The organism is Oleiphilus sp. HI0066 (assembly GCF_001635725.1).
In genome coordinates this window covers 1-16,896 of the sequence record NZ_LWFH01001234.1, presented here as the reverse complement: position 1 = coordinate 16,896, position 16,896 = coordinate 1, and the positions used below count along the sequence as shown (strand labels likewise).

The following is a 16,896-nucleotide window of genomic DNA, read 5'->3' as shown; positions in this document are numbered from 1 at the left end:
TTGATGACCGTTTCCGTTCCCTCAAGCGAGGCGCGTATTCTACAGAGCCTCAGTTGATTGTCAACACCTTTTCTTAACTTTCTGAATTTAATTTTCTAAGCAACTAACTTATTGAAATCAAACTCAAAATTAGGTGTTAACTTCTCGCTTATTTCCAACCCTTTTGAAGGGTCTTCCCTCAAGCGAGGCGCGAATTATATAGATCTTAATTCGCCGGTCAACTACTTTTTTTGATCTTTCTGATTTTATTTTTGAGCTCGTTTTCAACACTTAAATAAGCAACAAAAACTTCTCAAAAATCACCAGAAACAAAGATCAAAAATTACGCTAGAAGACCTTCACTTCTCGCCTCAATTTCGACTCCCCTAGGTGTCTCCCTCAAAGCGAGCGCGCATTATAAATATATAAACCAAACGGTCAATAAGTTTTTGATAATTTATTTAATCGAAACTCGAGCGATTTTTTTCTTGCCAGCCTGAATGACGAAACGACCACGCACCTTAATCATTAAAGATGCTTCTACCTTTTGGCCATCAACGTATACAGCGCCTCGCTTCAACACATCTTTTGCCGCAGCACCATTCTTAACTAGACCCGCCATACGCAGGACCGCCGAGATTGGCAACTCTTCCTGACCGTCATCAGCAGCCACTTCGACATCTTCCAAATTCTCTGGTATTTCACCTAGTGCCACCTGATTCCCAGCACCTTTGTGCGCTTCAGCTGCGGCAGCAGCGCCATGGAACCGTTCGATAATTTCGCGCGCAAACAGATCTTTCACTTCTTGAGGATTACGCCCCGCCTCTATTTCAGCCAATAAAGCCGTAACTTCATCCATCGACCTAAAGCTTAACAATTCAAAGTAGCGACCAATCATAGCGTCTGGCATTGACAGAAGTTTAGTATACATCAAACCAGGAGCATCACTCACACCCACATAGTTTTTTAAGGACTTAGACATTTTCTGAACGCCATCAAGTCCTTCTAAAAGAGGCATTGTCAAAATAGCTTGCGGATCTTGACCTGCATTTTTCTGCAAAGCGCGACCCATCAATAAATTGAATTTCTGATCAGTACCACCCAATTCAACATCCGCCTCCATAGCAACGGAGTCATACCCTTGGACTAAGGGATAAAGAAATTCATGGATAGCAATCGATTGCTCACCTTTGAATCGCTTACTAAAGTCATCACGCTCCAACATGCGCGCAACGGTATATTGACCAGCAAGGCGAATCATATCCACCGCACTCATCTTGCTCATCCACTCAGAATTGAACATGACTTTTGTTTTGGCTGGATCAAGAATCTTGAAGACCTGCTCTTTATAGGTTTGAGCATTCTCTTGAACTTGCTGCTCAGTTAAAGGAGGACGTGTCGCGCTTTTACCAGTCGGATCACCAATCATTCCGGTAAAATCACCAATCAAAAACATCACTTCATGCCCGAGATCTTGGAACTGCTTTAACTTATTAATAAGTACGGTATGACCTAAATGAAGGTCTGGCGCAGTCGGATCGAAGCCCGCTTTCACTCTCAGCTTCTTGCCTGCTTTTAGTTTTTCAACAAGCTCTTCTTCTACAATTAGCTCTTCAGCACCTCGCTTAATAATTGCTAATTGTTCTTCTACCGACAACATACCTTACTTCTCCAATATCACGCCTTGAAGGCGCCTGCACACAAGTCAAAAATTCAAAAGTGCGGCATTATACCAATTTTAATGGTGAAGTAAGCCACCTTTGCATTCATTCACTTTGCGCGATGGGATTACATAGATATACTAAAAATTAGATGTTCACTTTTAGTTATTGATTGTAGGCAAGTTTTGTTTCACGCATTTCCAAAAACGCACGTTCTCGCAGCAGGCACAGTTGGCGTTCTCATTACCCTTATTTTACTTATCAGCCCTAGTAGCAAAGTTAATGCGACGAAAAACACAACGATCGCCATCGACATTCCAAAAGAAGCAACTATCAACAGCGCTGAACTTGCCACTCCTCAAGATCACGAACTACAAATTGAACCCTTAGAAAACTGGCAAACCTTCTCAGTGAATGAAGGCGATACTCTATCAAAGCTATTTGCTTTAGGCGGGTATAATGACGCAACCATGTACAAAGTACTTGGCGCAGGAAAACAAAACAAAGAGCTCACACGAATCTTCCCCGGCGAAAAAATAGCGTTTCTGAATGACGATGCAAATCAATTAAGTCGAATCAAGCTATCTCGGTCTCTCACTGAAACTGTATTTTTAGATCGTCAACAAGACGGCTCGTTCGTAACGGAAGTTGTTACCAGAGAACCAGAAGTTGAGCTAGCATATGCCGAGGGCACAATCGACTCATCCTTATTTCTTGCTGGTCAAAACGCAGGTTTGGGGCAATCTCAAATCATGGGTCTCGCCAATATCTTTGGCTGGGACGTGGATTTCGCCCTAGATATCCGCAAAGGCGACAAGTTCAGTCTGGTATATGAAAAGCTATTTGTAGATGGCCAACCTTATAAGGATGGTCGAATACTTGCGGCCAACTTCAGCAATCAAGGACGTCACCTAGAAGCCGTCATTTATACTGACGCGAATGGCGTTTCAAATTACTTTACACCCTCAGGTGAGAGTATGCGCAAAGCGTTTATCCGAACGCCTGTAGATTTTGCTCGCATCTCTTCTCACTTCAACCTGAAGCGCAAACACCCTGTACTTCATAAAATCCGCGCCCACAAAGGGACAGATTATGCAGCTTCTCGCGGAACACCAATTAAAGCAACGGGTGACGGTAAAGTGACATTTGCTGGCCGAAAAGGCGGATATGGCAATGTAGTCATACTTCAGCACGGCCAAAAGATCACCACACTATATGCACACATGCATAAGTTCGCTCGCAACATAAAAGTAGGGAAGCGCGTCAAACAAGGACAAATCATTGGTTACGTTGGCAGCACAGGTTTAGCATCAGGCCCTCACCTTCACTATGAGTTTCGCGTGAATGGCGTACACAAGAACCCTGTTCGAGTGAAGCTACCACACGCAAAACCAGTACCTAACAGTGAAGTTGAGCTCTTCTCGCTTCAAACAAAGCCTCTCTTAGCGCAACTAGATACCCTGCGTGAAAACTTTCAGCTAGCGCTGAATGATCAGTAGCCTTGTGACCACCAGCCAACAACTCTATATAGGCTGCATTTCAGGCACTAGCATAGACGGCCTTGATATTGCCCTCGTTAAATTCGAGGACAATAAGATCCATACAGTTCAATCTGATTGCATAAAACTACCGGAAAAATTGCGACACGCCTTATCCCAACTCTGTGATTCAAACTCTGATGAAGAGCTAGAGCGTTTTGGTCGAGTAGATCATGAACTGGGGAAGTTCATTGGTAAAAGCACGAACGACTTCCTAACTCGCCTAAACATCAATCCGGAAAGCGTTACGGCTATAGGAAGCCACGGACAAACCATCCGCCATCGCCCAGAAGGTCCAACACCCTTCTCCATCCAAATTGGTAATGGACATGCCATCGCGGAACACTCAGGCATTATGACGATCAATGACTTCAGAATGGCAGACATGGTCTGCGGCGGCCAAGGCGCACCTTTGGTCCCCGCATTTCATGAGGCTATATTTTCGAGCAAAGACGCACACCATTTCATTATCAACCTAGGCGGAATTGGCAACATTAGCGTGATCCCAGAGGGTCACATGCATAACAGCTATGGATACGATATTGGGCCCGCAAACACTTTGCTTGATCGTTGGATAGAGTGCCACAAAGACAAAGATTATGATGAAAACGGCGCATGGGCTAGCTCTGGAAAAGTGATTCCTAGCTTATTAAAGTGCTTATACAGCGATCCGTTTTTCTCCGCCCCAGCTCCTAAAAGCACCGGTCGAGAATACTTCAATCTTCATTGGCTGAATCAGCATGAGATTCAAGATTTAAAACCAGAAGATGTTCAACGGACCTTGCTTGAATTAAGCGCCGTTAGCGTGGCAGACACAATCAAGGCAGAAAAACAGAATCTAGTTGGTCCGGTGAAGTTTTATGTTTGCGGCGGCGGCGCTCACAATCAACTTCTTATAGACAGGATTGAAACGCTCAGCAACGAGCATATTCAGTTTACAGATGAGCTCGGAATACCAGTCGATGACGTTGAAGCATGTGCTTTTGCATGGCTCGCCAAGCAAACAACGGAACGAAAAGCTGGAAATCTAATCAGCGCGACCGGTGCATCACGTCCAAAAATCTTAGGCGCGATACACCTCTCTTAAAGACCTTGTATCTAAACAGTTTGCTCTGTTTCTTGCGCTTGCGGTGAAACACCTTTTTTAAGAAGCTCTGTCACTTTATTTGCTTTCAAGCCCATCATTGCCATTGAGGTCATAACCCCTCCCATCAATGCACCACCCACACCAGCAGTTACCACATCAGAGCCTGTTAAATAAAAGTTTTTAATCTCGGTCTTTGGATGAATCCAACTTTGTCTAAAACGCTCGACATCATGCTCGATACCATAAATCTCACCACCTTCGTTCCATTGGAACCACTGAGTGGAAAGAGGCGTAGACAACTCAACGTAATCCAAAGCACCTTCAAGTTGAGGCATATGTTGATACAACTTTGCCATGAGCCGACCTGTAAGCTCCTGCTTAAGCGTCTCATACTCATCACCCCGCTTACCCCAAGTTGTGCCTTGCCATTTTTCAAACCACTCAGGCTTGCACACGGTGACGATTTCGACCGTCGACTTTCCGGGATAGCGATCTTCCCATTGTGGATCTTTTGCTGAAGGGAACGAAATATAAACCAGAGGAAAGTCCATATCTTTACTAGCGTAGAAGTCATCAACCGCTTTATCGTGATCATAATGCGGGTATAACCAGAAATTTTTCTTAGGAATTTGCAAAGACTCTGCAGAGCCTTTGAAACCAGCATATATACAAAGGTGCGCAGATGAAGTCTCTACCTTGGTGACAAGCTTATCGTAACCATTCTTTTTCACTGACTCTTCTGGCAATAGCTTGTTCAAAGTCGGCACTAAACCCGCACAACTTACTATCTCATCTGCATAAAGCTCATCACCTTTCACCAAACGAACACCATAAGCTTTATTATTTTTGACAAGCACCTCGTCAACACCTGCATAGGTAAAGACCTCGCCGCCAGATTGCTGAATAACAGGAATAATTGTTTCTGCTATTCTCGCTGCACCTCCGACTGGGTAAGCACCACCGTTGAGATAATGCTTCGCGACCATCGCGTGCATAATGAACGCCGCCTTTTTCGGTGGAAGACCGTAATCCCCCCACTGCCCTGTAAGAACCGCGATCAATTCTTGATTTTGAGTTAAGCCGGACAACACCTCATAGGTCGTTTTGAACATATAATCTGGGAGTACCTTATCCCGAAACTTGTTATACAAGGTACCGGGAGTTTTAGGTAATGCTTGTCCTGCAAAGAACTTAGGCACCTTAGAGCTCGTTTCGTAAAGCAAATCGACATACTGATCGATTGCATCTGATTCCTCTGGGAAATTAAACTTCATTTCTTCTTTGAAGTTTTGAGGACCCGCCATAAAGTTGTATGCCTTGTCTCCGATGTATACCTGATCGTAGAGCGTGTCCATCTCCGCCCACTCAAGCTGACCGTCAGTGATCACATCAAAAACTCGACGCAATGTACTGTTTGGCCTATGCACCTCCCCAATATAGTGAACACCTACATCCCATTCATAGCCTTCACGCTCATAAGCATGTGTATAGCCGCCAGCAGTATAATGTTGCTCTAAAACACAAACTTTCTTACCTAACTTAGATAGAAGCGCAGCATTTGCGAGCCCACCAATTCCAGAACCGATAACAATGACGTCATAATGATCTGCTGCTTTTTTCTTTCTAAAGCGAGTACCTGTTCTAACTGTGCTCATAACGAAGTTACCTTACGATGTTGGGATCTACATAGCTCTTTTAATAAGAGCTTTGCATATTAAGCAAATGAAGATTAATATGCAACAAATTGCATATGGAGTCTGTTTTGTCATTAAAACACGCCATCTTGGTCATGCTGGATCAAAAACCACATTCAGGTTACGACTTGCTTCAGCAGTTTAAAGAAAGTGTCGGATATTTCTGGAATGCAAAGCACCAGCAAATATACAGACAACTTAAAATCCTTCATGACGAGGAACTCATTGCATTTCAGAGCGAAATCCAATCAGGAAAACCCGACAAAAAAATCTATGCCATCACACAACAGGGAAAAGATGAGCTTTTGCGTTGGTTGAAAGAGCCCGTCGCCACAAACAAAATCAACGATGCATTACTGGTGAAAATATATGGAGCCGATTCCGCGCCGATAGAAGATATCGCATCAGAAATTGAGCGTCATATAGAGATCCATCAAAATACCCTTAACTACTTACTTGCTCTTGAGAAAAAATATCTTTCTCTTTCTTCAAACGAACAACTAAACTTCCGCTATCCTTACCTTACTTTGCGTCGAGGAATACTCGGCGAAGAGGCTTGGTTGAGGTGGGCTGAAGAAGCGACACAATTGTTCAAGAAATAATCAGAGATTTTTCTTCCACTCACGCGTATACTCCCGCCTCTTTTTATCACCTCCCAATTGAGGAAAATCTTAGTGAGCGAAGCCTCCAAAACATTTCATGAACTTGGTCTAACCGAGCAATTACTTAAAGCCGTTTCAGAATTAGGTTACGAAACAGCATCTCCTATACAAGAACAAGCCATTCCGGTCATTCGAGAAGGCCGCGACATTCTAGGTCAAGCGCAGACAGGTACTGGTAAAACAGCTGCTTTCGCTCTTCCAGTGCTTTGTGAAATTGAAGCGAAAAGCTCACTACCTCAAGTTTTAGTTCTCGCGCCTACTCGCGAGCTAGCGATTCAAGTCGCAGAAGCATTTGAAAGCTATGCGAAATACTTACCTGGCGTAAATGTTCTGTCGATCTACGGTGGACAGAGCTACAGCATACAACTGCGTCAACTCAAACGCGGAACGCAAATTGTTGTAGGAACACCGGGTCGTGTAATGGATCATATGCGTCGCGGGACTCTTAAGCTAGACAACCTAAAAACACTGGTGCTGGATGAAGCCGATGAAATGCTACGCATGGGTTTCATTGATGATGTTAATTGGATTTTAGAGCACACACCTGAATCTCGTCAGATTGCATTGTTCTCTGCAACGATGCCTAAAGAGATCAAACGTGTTGCCGATGCGCATCTTAATAATCCTGCGCACATAAAAATTGCATCTAAAACAGCTACAGCAAGTACTGTTCGCCAACGTTACTGGATTGCTCAAGGACTCAATAAATTAGATGCGTTAAGCAGGATTCTAGAAGTTGAACCTTTTGATGGCGTTATCATCTTCGTCAGAACTAAGGTTGCGACAGAGGAGTTAAGCACAAAACTTCGTGCCCGCGGATTTTCTGCAACCGCACTGAATGGTGATATTCCACAAGCAAGCCGTGAGAAAACTGTCGATAAGCTAAAAAAAGGCGACATCGATATTCTTGTTGCAACGGACGTTGTTGCTCGAGGTTTAGATGTTGACCGCATCAGCCATGTTGTAAACTATGACATTCCATACGACACAGAAGCTTATGTTCACCGTATCGGTCGAACTGGGCGCGCAGGTCGTTCAGGGGACGCTATTCTGTTCGTCGCACCACGCGAAAAACGCATGCTACGTGCTATCGAAAAGATTTCAGCAAAGTCGATCGAACGCATGGAAATACCAAGCGCAGCTAAAATCAATGAGTTGCGTATCGAGCAATTCAATCAGCAAATTATGGAAACGATCGAGTCTAGCGATTTAAGTTTCTACCAAGAATTAATCGAAAAACTAATCGACGCACGTCATGCAGATCCAATAGTCGTTGCAGCGGCACTCGCTAAGCTTTCTCAAGGCGGCAGAAACTTATTGCTTGACCCTAAATCAGATCGAGCGATGCAAGATGCTGAGAGCAGAGATAGAGATCGCAGCAAAGGCGATTCAAAATCGATTAAAGAAGGGCCGATTCGACCTCTTCAAAAATATCCAGATGTAGAATTAACTCGCTACAAAATCCAAGTCGGCCGTGTAGACAAGATCAAACCGGGACAAATCGTCGCTGCCATTGCGAATGCGGCAGAACTTTCAAGCGACTACATTGGTCAGATAGAAATCTATGACCGCTTAACAACCGTCGACTTACCATCAGGAATGCCTAACGACTTGCTTAAGCTATTGCAAAAAACTCGTGTGGCGCAACGCCCAATGAAAATGGTGCCGCTAAACGAGAACTTTGCGAAGAATGATTCGAAACGCAAAGAGAACAAAAAGCCCTCGAGCAAGCCGCGTAAGAGAAAAGTCAGTAAAAGCTAGTAACAAAAAAGCCCGCAAAAGCGGGCTTTTTTATTTAACTCGTTACGATTACTTGCTGTTATCAACCATGTACTGAACCGCATTTGCGATGTCATCATCAGAACATGTTGAACACGTGCCTTTAGGAGGCATAGCGTTGATACCATTGATTGCATTCGCAATCACTTGATCGATGCCACCAGACATACGTGCTGACCAGTCTGATGCTGAGCCTAGCTTTGGAGCACCTAGCGCGCCAGAAGTATGACAAGCCGAACACACACTGTTGTATAGCTCTTCCGGATCACGAGGACCAGACGCCACAGCTGCGGTCGCTGCACCACAATCATCACCCTGAACACAAACACTGCCTACAGGTTTAATGCGCTCACGAATACTGTCGTCGTCCATCGCTGCAGTTGCTGTAAATGCAGACACTACTAACGTTAGGGCAGCAAACATACTCATTACTAATTTTTTCACTTCACACCTCATCTTTGATTATATCTGTAGGGAGGAACTAATTTGATCCAAAGTATAGGCGAAGCCACTCACTTCTTAAAACGGAAGTCCTCTTAATTTGTGCGGGATTTTAACCGCCAAACCATACTTCAAACAAGAGCAATCCTAATTTCGAAAAATTATATGAACTTTGGTTATTTATAAATTCTAAACTAAACTAAGTATATTCTGCGCAAAGACTTGCACTGAAACGCAGAAACCATTGGACGAAGAATAATTATCAGGGACAGCCCCACAATATTTTTCACGTTCAGCAATGCTTAAAATTTAGTACTTATAGGTTTAATAATGTCAGAAAAACGTTCCGGAACCGTAAAATGGTTTAATGAATCCAAAGGATTTGGTTTTATTCAACAAGAGTCAGGTCCAGACTTGTTCGTTCATTTCAGCAATATCTCTGGTGAAGGTTTCAAAACCCTCACTGAAGGTCAAAGTGTAACCTTTACAGAAGGTGAAGGCCGTAAGGGCCCGCAAGCTGAAAACGTAAGTGCTGCTTAAGCATTCTAGCGACGGTTAAGCCGTCGCTTTTAATTCCCTTTGTTCTTTCCTCTAAACCTCATCACTAACTTATACAAACTCTCGTTTAATTTAACCCGCATTTTTTGCCAAGCTGAATATTCAATAACTCGACGCTGATATAAATGCAGGCTGACATAGCCCCATACTTTATACCAACGCAACGGCCCCATACCCTGACCACAAATGCCCGTATTTTTATCGAGCATCATAACCTGCATAACAACATCTTCATTTCTTGGATTTTGAAAGTTCAAGCCTAAACCTTTAAAGCCCATGTACCTATAGTGCTCTACTAGCTCTGGAGGACTTCCTACCAGTATGTAGTTTTTGCCTGCCGTCAGCCCTTCTCGATACATGTTTTCAAATACACCCTGCAAAACATCAGTATCTTGATAATGTCGCTCAATACAGACTTCCGTAATTTCCATAATCTGCTGGTAATCAGGCAATACAGAAAAACTTGTCGCGGGTAACACCGACTCAAGCTCTAAAGGCTTTGCATTACGCTCGCCAAAAACGAGCAGAGCTGAACCAATAACACGCGCATTATGGAATGCGATCAATATTCGTCCATATGCATCTTGCTCGAGTGCAAATCGCGCAATTGGCTCGTCTTTATCGCAGAGTCCCAGCCTTGCATATGACTTACGGCGAAGCTTTAAAACCGCTTCGTATTCTGCCTGTGTTTCAACAAAACGATACTGAACGAAATTCTGGACATGATTTGCCTCTATTCCAGAAAGAGAAATTTCTTGAGGCGTTTTTTGAGCAAAGTGAAAACAGTGTTGCGATAATTCTCGTTGAGCACTCGGTGAAAACTCATCCACGGCAATAAAACAACGAATCAAATTCTCTTCGGTTAGGCCAATATTACTCACCGTACCAAAGACCTTTTGTAAGCCGTGAACTGTCCCCAAACTAAATTCCACTCGCATACCATCGAAAAGAGTGAAGTCAGAATTAATATTTGAAGCGACAAAACCATGAAGCGATAAACTTTCTACTTCGAAGTATGAACTTTGCTTGTAAGCAAAGGGATGAACAAGCTGGCCTTTTAAGCTTTGTTCTGCGTTGAGTAATATCGGTTGAAAATTACCATGTGGATTACTCTGCTCATGCTCTATGACCGCTGAGACCTTAGTTCCTTGCTGTCGATCGGAGCGAATATCAATGACAATGCCACGTAAATCATATTCGTAACCAATCATTGGACTCACTCTCAATGAGACAGGCCCACCTACTTGCAGATTATGCTGGCTATGATGAGGAATATTGATTGCGAAACCAATACTAGAAAAGTCATTTAGGGAGGCCTCGATTTGCCCCCCTGGCATTAGAACGCTCGCTCGGAAACCATGTTTACCGCTAAGAGCCTGACGTGCAATACGCCGATCTTCATGCCGAATGAAGCGAGTCTGAAATTCCATACCCCTAATCTACCCTTATGATTTTTTTATTTCTGGTGGACTAGGGACTAGTTTAAAGCAAAAGCTCGCGAATATCAGACAAATATTTAGCTATGACGCCACTAAATCTTGCAGCATCTGCTCCGTTTACTGCACGATGGTCGTAAGACAACGACAAGGGCAGCATTAAGCGCGGGTGGAATTCACCGTTAGAGTATATCGGTTTCATTTGCGCCTTTGAGGCACCGAGAATTGCGACCTCAGGTTGATTAACAATTGGCGTAAACGCAGTCCCTCCAACACTTCCCAAACTAGAGATAGTGAAACAAGCCCCCTGCATGTCGGCTGGGGATAATTTGCGTGCTTTGGCTTTTTCAGCTAGTTCACCAAGCTCTGCAGTTATCTCCCATAAATCTTTATGTAGCACGTCTTTGATCACTGGAACAACCAATCCATAGCTCGTATCTACTGCAATACCGATGTTGTAATAATGCTTCTGAATAATCTGATTATTCGCCATATCAAGTGAAACATTAAACTGAGGTAGATCCTTCAGCGCATGTGCACATGCTTTGATCATAAAGGGCAAAGGCGTCAACTTAAGGCCTTTAGCCGCTGCCGCATCTTTTTTCGACTTTCTGAAAGTTTCTAACTCGGTAATATCTGCTTCATCAAACTGCGTAACATGTGGAACATTGTTCCAACTCGACTGCATATTCTTAGCAGTTAACGCGTGTAATTTTTCAAGTTTACGTATTTCAACTTCACCAAACTTACCAAAGTCCGGAAGCTCTGGCTGAACTGGCCCTGAAGACACGATTCCATTTTGCGCAGCTTGAACTTGCGCTTTTATATAGGCATTCAAGTCATCTTTCTGAATTCGCCCCCTCGGACCAGTCGGACTGACTCTATCCAAATAAACACCAAGCTCTCTCGCTAATTTTCGAACGGCTGGCCCTGCATGCACACTATCATTCTGCTCATGAGGTTGCATTGCACTCGATGGAACTGATGAATTCGTTTGGCTCGACGGCTTAACGCTCTTAGCTTCCGAAGTTGAAGTCTTTGCGTTTTGCTCTTTTAAAGGTGGTGTCGCGTTGTTTTCTGGTTCGCTAGTAGCTTGCGTTTTGATCAAAGCGATAACATCGCCTTCTTTGACTTTGTCACTAAGAGAAACTTTAAAATCTAGAATCTCTCCCGCTACGGGACAAGGTATATCCATCGAGGCCTTATCAGATTCAAGCACAATGATGGCATCATCAGCATTAAGGTTTGTCCCTACACCAGCGCAAAGCTCAATGACCTCTACCTCATCGGCTCCGCCAAGGTCAGGTACAATGACTTCAGTAGTTGTCGATTCTGAAACTGCTTTCGGCACATTTTGCTCTGGCGCAGCTTCCTGAATTTCAGCAATAGGCTTTTCTTTAACATCCTCTTTCTGTTCGCCGCTTTCTGGTTCATCAGAACTCTCTGCAGATACAGATATTAGAGTATCGCCTTGTTTTACTTGGTCACCGACTTTCACCTTAATGGCATCAATAACACCAGCACTCGTTGCCGGTACTTCGATGCTCGCCTTATCTGATTCAAGCACGATAATCGGATCATCAATCGCGATCGAATCCCCTACATTCACTAATAGCTCAATAACTTCAACCGCGTCTTCGGTACCTACGTCAGGAACGTAAATTTCTATACTATTCATACGTTCCTCCTATTACCGCAACATTGGCGCAATACTACTGCGATCAATTTTATATTTTCGCATGGCCTCAAGACTTACACTTGAGTCAATTTTTCCTTGTTTAGCGAGACTGTCGAGTGCTGCGATAACGACGTAATAACGATCAACCTCAAAGAATTGACGTAATTTCTCTCGCGTATCGCTGCGCCCAAAGCCATCCGTTCCTAACACTGTATAGGGAGCATCGACATACGCTCTAATTTGTTCTGCATAAAGACGCATGTAGTCAGTTGAGGCGATGACAGGGCTTTCAGAGCTTCCTAAACATTGCTCTACATATGAAGACTTAGCTTTCGCATCAGGATTAAGCAGATTCCAACGCGAACATAGCTGGCCATCGCGCGCGAGCTCATTAAAACTCGTTACACTCCATACACTAGAGGCAACGCCATAATCATCTTTTAATAACTGTGCTGCGGCAGCGACTTCGTTATAAATAGTACCACTACCCAGTAATTGAACATGAAGATCACCGTCAGAATTTAGCTCTTCACGTTTATACATGCCGCGAAGGATTCCCTCTTCACTGCCTTTGACCAAAGGAAGCTGTTTATAGTTTTCGTTAGTAATTGTCAGATAGTAATAAACAGATTCATTGTCTTCGTACATTCGCTTCATGCCATGCTGAACAATTACTGCCATTTCACATGCAAATGCTGGATCGTAAGCTAAACAATTCGGGATAGTTGATGCTAATACATGGCTATGCCCGTCTTGGTGCTGCAAGCCTTCACCATTTAAGGTGGTTCGACCTGCGGTGCCGCCTATTAAAAATCCTCGAGCACGCATATCACCAGCCGCCCAGGCAAGATCTCCGACACGCTGAAAACCAAACATGGAGTAATAGATATAAAACGGGATTAGCGGATAATCGTGCACACTATAAGATGTCGCACAGGCTATCCATGCAGCCATTGCACCGGCTTCATTAATGCCTTCCTCTAGTATTTGACCAGCTTGATCCTCACGATAATACATGACCTGATCACGATCATTTGGCACATACTTTTGCCCTTCAGAGGTATAGATGCCTAGTTGTCTGAACATGCCTTCCATACCAAATGTCCGAGCTTCGTCTGGAACGATTGGCACGACTCTTTTTCCGATACGTTTTTCTTTAGTGAGAGAAGAAAGCATACGAACGAAGGCCATTGTCGTTGAGATTTCTCTATCACCTGATCCATCAAGCTGAGCTTGGAACACATCAAGCCCTGGAACTGAAAGCGGTGCACTTTTTTGTCGACGTTTTGGAAAGAAACCACCAAGTTCTTCACGACGCCTTTTCATGTAGATCGCTTCAGGGCTATCTGGTGCAGGACGATAATAAGGAACATCCCCTATTTTTTCGTCACTAATCGGAACGCCAAATCTATCCCTAAATGCTTTTAAGGTATCGATATCAAGTTTTTTGAGAGAGTGGGTTGTATTCGTCGCCTCGCCCATTTTACCGAAACCGTAACCTTTAACAGTATGCGCTAAGATAACGGTTGGCTGACCTTTATGATGCACGGCCTTATGATATGCCGCGTAGACTTTATATGGGTCGTGACCTCCACGGTTTAGCTGCTCAATATCTTCATCCGTTAGATTATCTGCCAACTTCCCGAGCTCAGGATAACGACCAAAGAAGTGCTTACGTGTATACGCGCCGCCGTTGGACTTAAAGCTCTGCATTTCTCCATCAACAAGCTCATTCATAGCTTGTTGCATTGCACCATTTTCATCCTGCTCAAATAGCGGATCCCATTTACGCCCCCAAACAACCTTTAAAACATTCCAGCCTGCGCCTCTAAACACACCTTCTAATTCTTGGATGATTTTACCATTGCCACGCACCGGTCCATCCAAACGCTGCAGATTACAGTTCACAACAAAAATAAGATTATCGAGTTTTTCTCGACCTGCTAAGGCAATTGAGCCAAGAGTTTCAGGTTCATCCGTTTCACCGTCACCAATGAAACACCATACTTTTCTCTCACCTTTATCTGTTAAGCCTCGGCTATGGAGATACTTCATGACATGCGCTTGATAAATCGCCTGTAAAGGACCAAGCCCCATAGAAACCGTCGGGAATTGCCAATAATCCGGCATTAACCATGGATGCGGGTATGAAGATAGACCATCCCCATCCACCTCATTTCTGAAACGATCCATCTGACCTTCGTCAAATCGTCCCTCTAAATATGAACGCGCATAAATACCTGGAGATGAGTGCCCTTGGACATACACTAAGTCAGCTTCTCGCTTATCATCACCGGCATGAAAGAAATAGTTGAAACCAACATCGTATAGCGTCGCGCTAGAAGAAAATGACGAAATATGACCACCGAGAGCGCCCGGACGATCATTTGCGCGCAATACCATTGCCATCGCGTTCCACCGAATCAAGGAGCGAATACGACGCTCCATGAATAAATCACCAGGCATTCTGGCTTCGTCTTTTAGCGGAATCGTGTTGCGATAGGGAGTAACGACAGAATGCGTTGGCAATAAACCACTCGAAGCGCCTAGGTCTTGCAGTCGAGAAAGGATATACTGCGCGCGTTCGAGCCCTTCAAACTTAATTAGTGAGCTGAGGGCATCTAGCCATTCTTCAGTACCATTTGGGTCCTGATCTGAGTTCATAATTACTCCGTAGACTTATGTGACTTTGCATATATGGACAAAATGTACTGAAATGGCCGACAAAAACATTCCAATTCCGCGCCAAATTGCTCATAATTTAAACAAATGTAATATTTGTTCCGACCTTTCGGAACGAACACAAACGGTGGAATAAAAGGGTAGTCGAGATTTTTTTTAGTGTGTGTTCGCGAAAATTTAAATCTTGCCCAACTGGTTAACTAAATATAACGACAATCTAGCAATTTACAATGAAATACTTATACTCAACATTCACATTATTGATGAGCTTCTCATTTTTTGCCTATGCGGTTGAGCCGCTTTCTGAAAATGACATGAGTGATCTAGCGCTAGACTCTGGAAGCGGGCTACTCCAAATATACGGACCAACTGCTGCGGGCTTGCGTGTCGAAGCTCTTGGCAAGAATGAGGAACCTCCCGAAAATGAGTCCACTGACGATACATCCATCAAATCTGCCGAATCGACGATAAAATCACTGGAAGATCAGTTGACGGAAGAGTTCCAGCGAGAGCGTCCTGACTTAGAGTTTGACCCAAACCTACAAGCTATCGTTAAACCTAATGAACGCGTAGTGGGTGACGCAGCCTCTTTTGATACCTTCAGTCAGATTCAGTACAACAAAAGCAATTTTAAACATGAAGCAACGTTCAATTCAGATGGAAGCGTGCAACATGATAGAGACCTTCAGATCGACTTGCTGAAGTTTGAAAATATCGGTGGGGATGATTTGAACGACCCGAGCACGATCGGAAGTATTTATATCTCTGACTGGACGTCTCAAGGATCTACGACAACTCAAGTACGATAGTTCTAAAAGCCAAAAACAAAAAAGGCGCATCAAAATGCGCCTTTTTTCATATGTCGCTTACGTCTATCTCGTGCCGTATACAACCATCGTCTTACCTTTCACTTGAACGAGACCCTGCTCTTCAAGTGTCTTTAGTACTCGACCTACCATTTCACGAGAACAGCCAACGATACGTCCGATTTCTTGACGCGTAATTTTAATCTGCATGCCGTCTGGGTGAGTCATCGCATCTGGCTCCTTACACAGATCAAGTAGTGTTCTTGCAACACGTCCTGTCACATCAAGGAAAGCTAGATCTCCAACTTTGCGAGTAGTTTGGCGTAGACGGGACGCCATTTGCTCACCAATGAAGTAAAGAATACGAGGATCTTGATTAGAAATCTCTCTAAATTTGGTATAGCTAATTTCAGCTACTTCACATTCTGTCTTCGCTTTGACCCAAGCACTGCGCGAGTCCATGTTATCGAACAAGCCCATTTCACCGAAGAAATCACCAGTATTCAGGTAAGCCATGATCATCTCGCGACCATCATCATCTTCAATAATGACAGTAACTGAGCCTTTAATGATATAGAACAAAGAATCACTTTTATCACCGGCATAAATAATCGTACTTTTGCTTGGGTACTTACGGCGGTGACACTGACTTAAGAAAAAGTCCAAGTGCTTAGTTTTACTTTCTACTGGTTTTAAGATTGTGGACATTCGACACACCTTTTTATGCATATATGCAAACGAGCTACTCGGCTCACTTCGCTTTTTTATATTATGCCTTCAAGACCGAATAACACCTTTGTCGATGTTTAACTGCTCTCGGCAACTTATTGATAGTTAAAAGTATAGACTAATAAATCAAATACACATTTATAAAAATAAACTCTGTTTTGTGGTA

13 protein-coding genes are annotated in these 16,896 nt (G+C 43.7%); 6 read left to right on the top strand and 7 right to left on the bottom strand.

Going from position 1 to position 16,896, the window contains the following annotated elements:
* Positions 1–436: 436 nt before the first annotated feature.
* Positions 437–1,639 (bottom strand): tyrosine--tRNA ligase, encoded by a 1,203-nt coding sequence (gene tyrS / locus A3738_RS17810; RefSeq protein ID WP_068473832.1) that lies wholly within the window; start codon positions 1,637–1,639, stop codon positions 437–439.
* 186 nt (positions 1,640–1,825) lie between these two features.
* On the opposite strand from tyrS, the gene A3738_RS17805 reads away from it, so the two are divergent.
* Positions 1,826–3,139, top strand: a complete 1,314-nt coding sequence (locus A3738_RS17805; RefSeq protein ID WP_068473834.1) for an OapA family protein — start codon at positions 1,826–1,828, stop codon at positions 3,137–3,139.
* A complete protein-coding gene (locus tag A3738_RS17800; RefSeq protein WP_068473837.1) occupies positions 3,129–4,265 on the top strand; it encodes an anhydro-N-acetylmuramic acid kinase in 1,137 nt (378 codons plus the stop codon). Before A3738_RS17805 ends, A3738_RS17800 begins: the two co-directional genes overlap by 11 nt.
* 11 nt (positions 4,266–4,276) lie before the next feature.
* Here the strand turns inward: A3738_RS17800 and A3738_RS17795 are convergent, their stop codons facing one another.
* Positions 4,277–5,920 carry an NAD(P)/FAD-dependent oxidoreductase gene (locus tag A3738_RS17795; protein WP_068473839.1) on the bottom strand — a complete coding sequence of 548 codons (1,644 nt, stop codon included), beginning with the start codon at positions 5,918–5,920 and terminating at the stop codon, positions 4,277–4,279.
* A gap of 107 nt (positions 5,921–6,027) precedes the next feature.
* Between A3738_RS17795 and A3738_RS17790 the strand changes: the two genes are divergently transcribed.
* Both A3738_RS17790 and A3738_RS17785 read left to right on the top strand, forming a co-directional pair.
* Positions 6,028–6,561: a PadR family transcriptional regulator gene (locus A3738_RS17790; RefSeq protein ID WP_068473874.1), complete on the top strand. Its 534-nt coding sequence runs from the start codon at positions 6,028–6,030 to the stop codon at positions 6,559–6,561.
* Positions 6,562–6,633: 72 nt separating this feature from the next.
* The gene (locus A3738_RS17785; protein ID WP_068473842.1) at positions 6,634–8,382 is read left to right on the top strand and encodes a DEAD/DEAH box helicase; all 1,749 of its coding nucleotides are present in this window, start codon (positions 6,634–6,636) and stop codon (positions 8,380–8,382) included.
* A gap of 48 nt (positions 8,383–8,430) precedes the next feature.
* On the opposite strand, the gene A3738_RS17780 is transcribed toward A3738_RS17785, so the two are convergent.
* Positions 8,431–8,844, bottom strand: a complete 414-nt coding sequence (locus A3738_RS17780) for a cytochrome c5 family protein (RefSeq protein WP_231876687.1) — start codon at positions 8,842–8,844, stop codon at positions 8,431–8,433.
* A gap of 327 nt (positions 8,845–9,171) precedes the next feature.
* On the opposite strand from A3738_RS17780, the gene A3738_RS17775 reads away from it, so the two are divergent.
* A complete protein-coding gene (locus A3738_RS17775; RefSeq protein WP_068473848.1) occupies positions 9,172–9,381 on the top strand; it encodes a cold-shock protein in 210 nt (69 codons plus the stop codon).
* A 29-nt stretch (positions 9,382–9,410) separates the two neighbouring features.
* On the opposite strand, the gene A3738_RS17770 is transcribed toward A3738_RS17775, so the two are convergent.
* Genes A3738_RS17770 through aceE form a run of 3 tightly spaced genes read right to left on the bottom strand, consistent with a single transcriptional unit; the run spans position 9,411 to position 15,177 of the window.
* On the bottom strand, positions 9,411–10,829 hold the full coding sequence (locus tag A3738_RS17770; RefSeq protein WP_068473851.1) for a PilZ domain-containing protein: 1,419 nt from the start codon (positions 10,827–10,829) through the stop codon (positions 9,411–9,413).
* A 52-nt stretch (positions 10,830–10,881) separates the two neighbouring features.
* Positions 10,882–12,513 (bottom strand): dihydrolipoyllysine-residue acetyltransferase, encoded by a 1,632-nt coding sequence (locus tag A3738_RS17765; protein ID WP_068473854.1) that lies wholly within the window; start codon positions 12,511–12,513, stop codon positions 10,882–10,884.
* A 12-nt stretch (positions 12,514–12,525) separates the two neighbouring features.
* Positions 12,526–15,177, bottom strand: coding sequence for a pyruvate dehydrogenase (acetyl-transferring), homodimeric type (aceE, locus tag A3738_RS17760; protein ID WP_068473857.1), 2,652 nt, complete (start codon positions 15,175–15,177; stop codon positions 12,526–12,528).
* A gap of 248 nt (positions 15,178–15,425) precedes the next feature.
* Between aceE and A3738_RS17755 the strand changes: the two genes are divergently transcribed.
* Positions 15,426–16,004: a hypothetical protein gene (locus tag A3738_RS17755; protein ID WP_068473860.1), complete on the top strand. Its 579-nt coding sequence runs from the start codon at positions 15,426–15,428 to the stop codon at positions 16,002–16,004.
* Positions 16,005–16,067: 63 nt separating this feature from the next.
* Here A3738_RS17755 and crp read toward each other — a convergent pair whose 3' ends face one another.
* Complete coding sequence (gene crp, locus A3738_RS17750) at positions 16,068–16,709, bottom strand: cAMP-activated global transcriptional regulator CRP (RefSeq protein WP_068473863.1); 642 nt, start codon at positions 16,707–16,709, stop codon at positions 16,068–16,070.
* Positions 16,710–16,896: the final 187 nt, after the last annotated feature.

What these genes read in the sequence shown, in the direction of transcription:
- tyrS (WP_068473832.1), bottom strand. Translation starts at nt 1,639, where the DNA reads ATGTTGTCGGTAGAAGAACAATTAGCAATTATTAAGCGAGGTGCTGAA.
- A3738_RS17800 (WP_068473837.1), top strand. Translation starts at nt 3,129, where the DNA reads ATGATCAGTAGCCTTGTGACCACCAGCCAACAACTCTATATAGGCTGC.
- A3738_RS17795 (WP_068473839.1), bottom strand. Translation starts at nt 5,920, where the DNA reads ATGAGCACAGTTAGAACAGGTACTCGCTTTAGAAAGAAAAAAGCAGCA.
- A3738_RS17775 (WP_068473848.1), top strand. Translation starts at nt 9,172, where the DNA reads ATGTCAGAAAAACGTTCCGGAACCGTAAAATGGTTTAATGAATCCAAA.
- A3738_RS17770 (WP_068473851.1), bottom strand. Translation starts at nt 10,829, where the DNA reads ATGGAATTTCAGACTCGCTTCATTCGGCATGAAGATCGGCGTATTGCA.
- A3738_RS17765 (WP_068473854.1), bottom strand. Translation starts at nt 12,513, where the DNA reads ATGAATAGTATAGAAATTTACGTTCCTGACGTAGGTACCGAAGACGCG.
- aceE (WP_068473857.1), bottom strand. Translation starts at nt 15,177, where the DNA reads ATGAACTCAGATCAGGACCCAAATGGTACTGAAGAATGGCTAGATGCC.
- A3738_RS17755 (WP_068473860.1), top strand. Translation starts at nt 15,426, where the DNA reads ATGAAATACTTATACTCAACATTCACATTATTGATGAGCTTCTCATTT.
- crp (WP_068473863.1), bottom strand. Translation starts at nt 16,709, where the DNA reads ATGTCCACAATCTTAAAACCAGTAGAAAGTAAAACTAAGCACTTGGAC.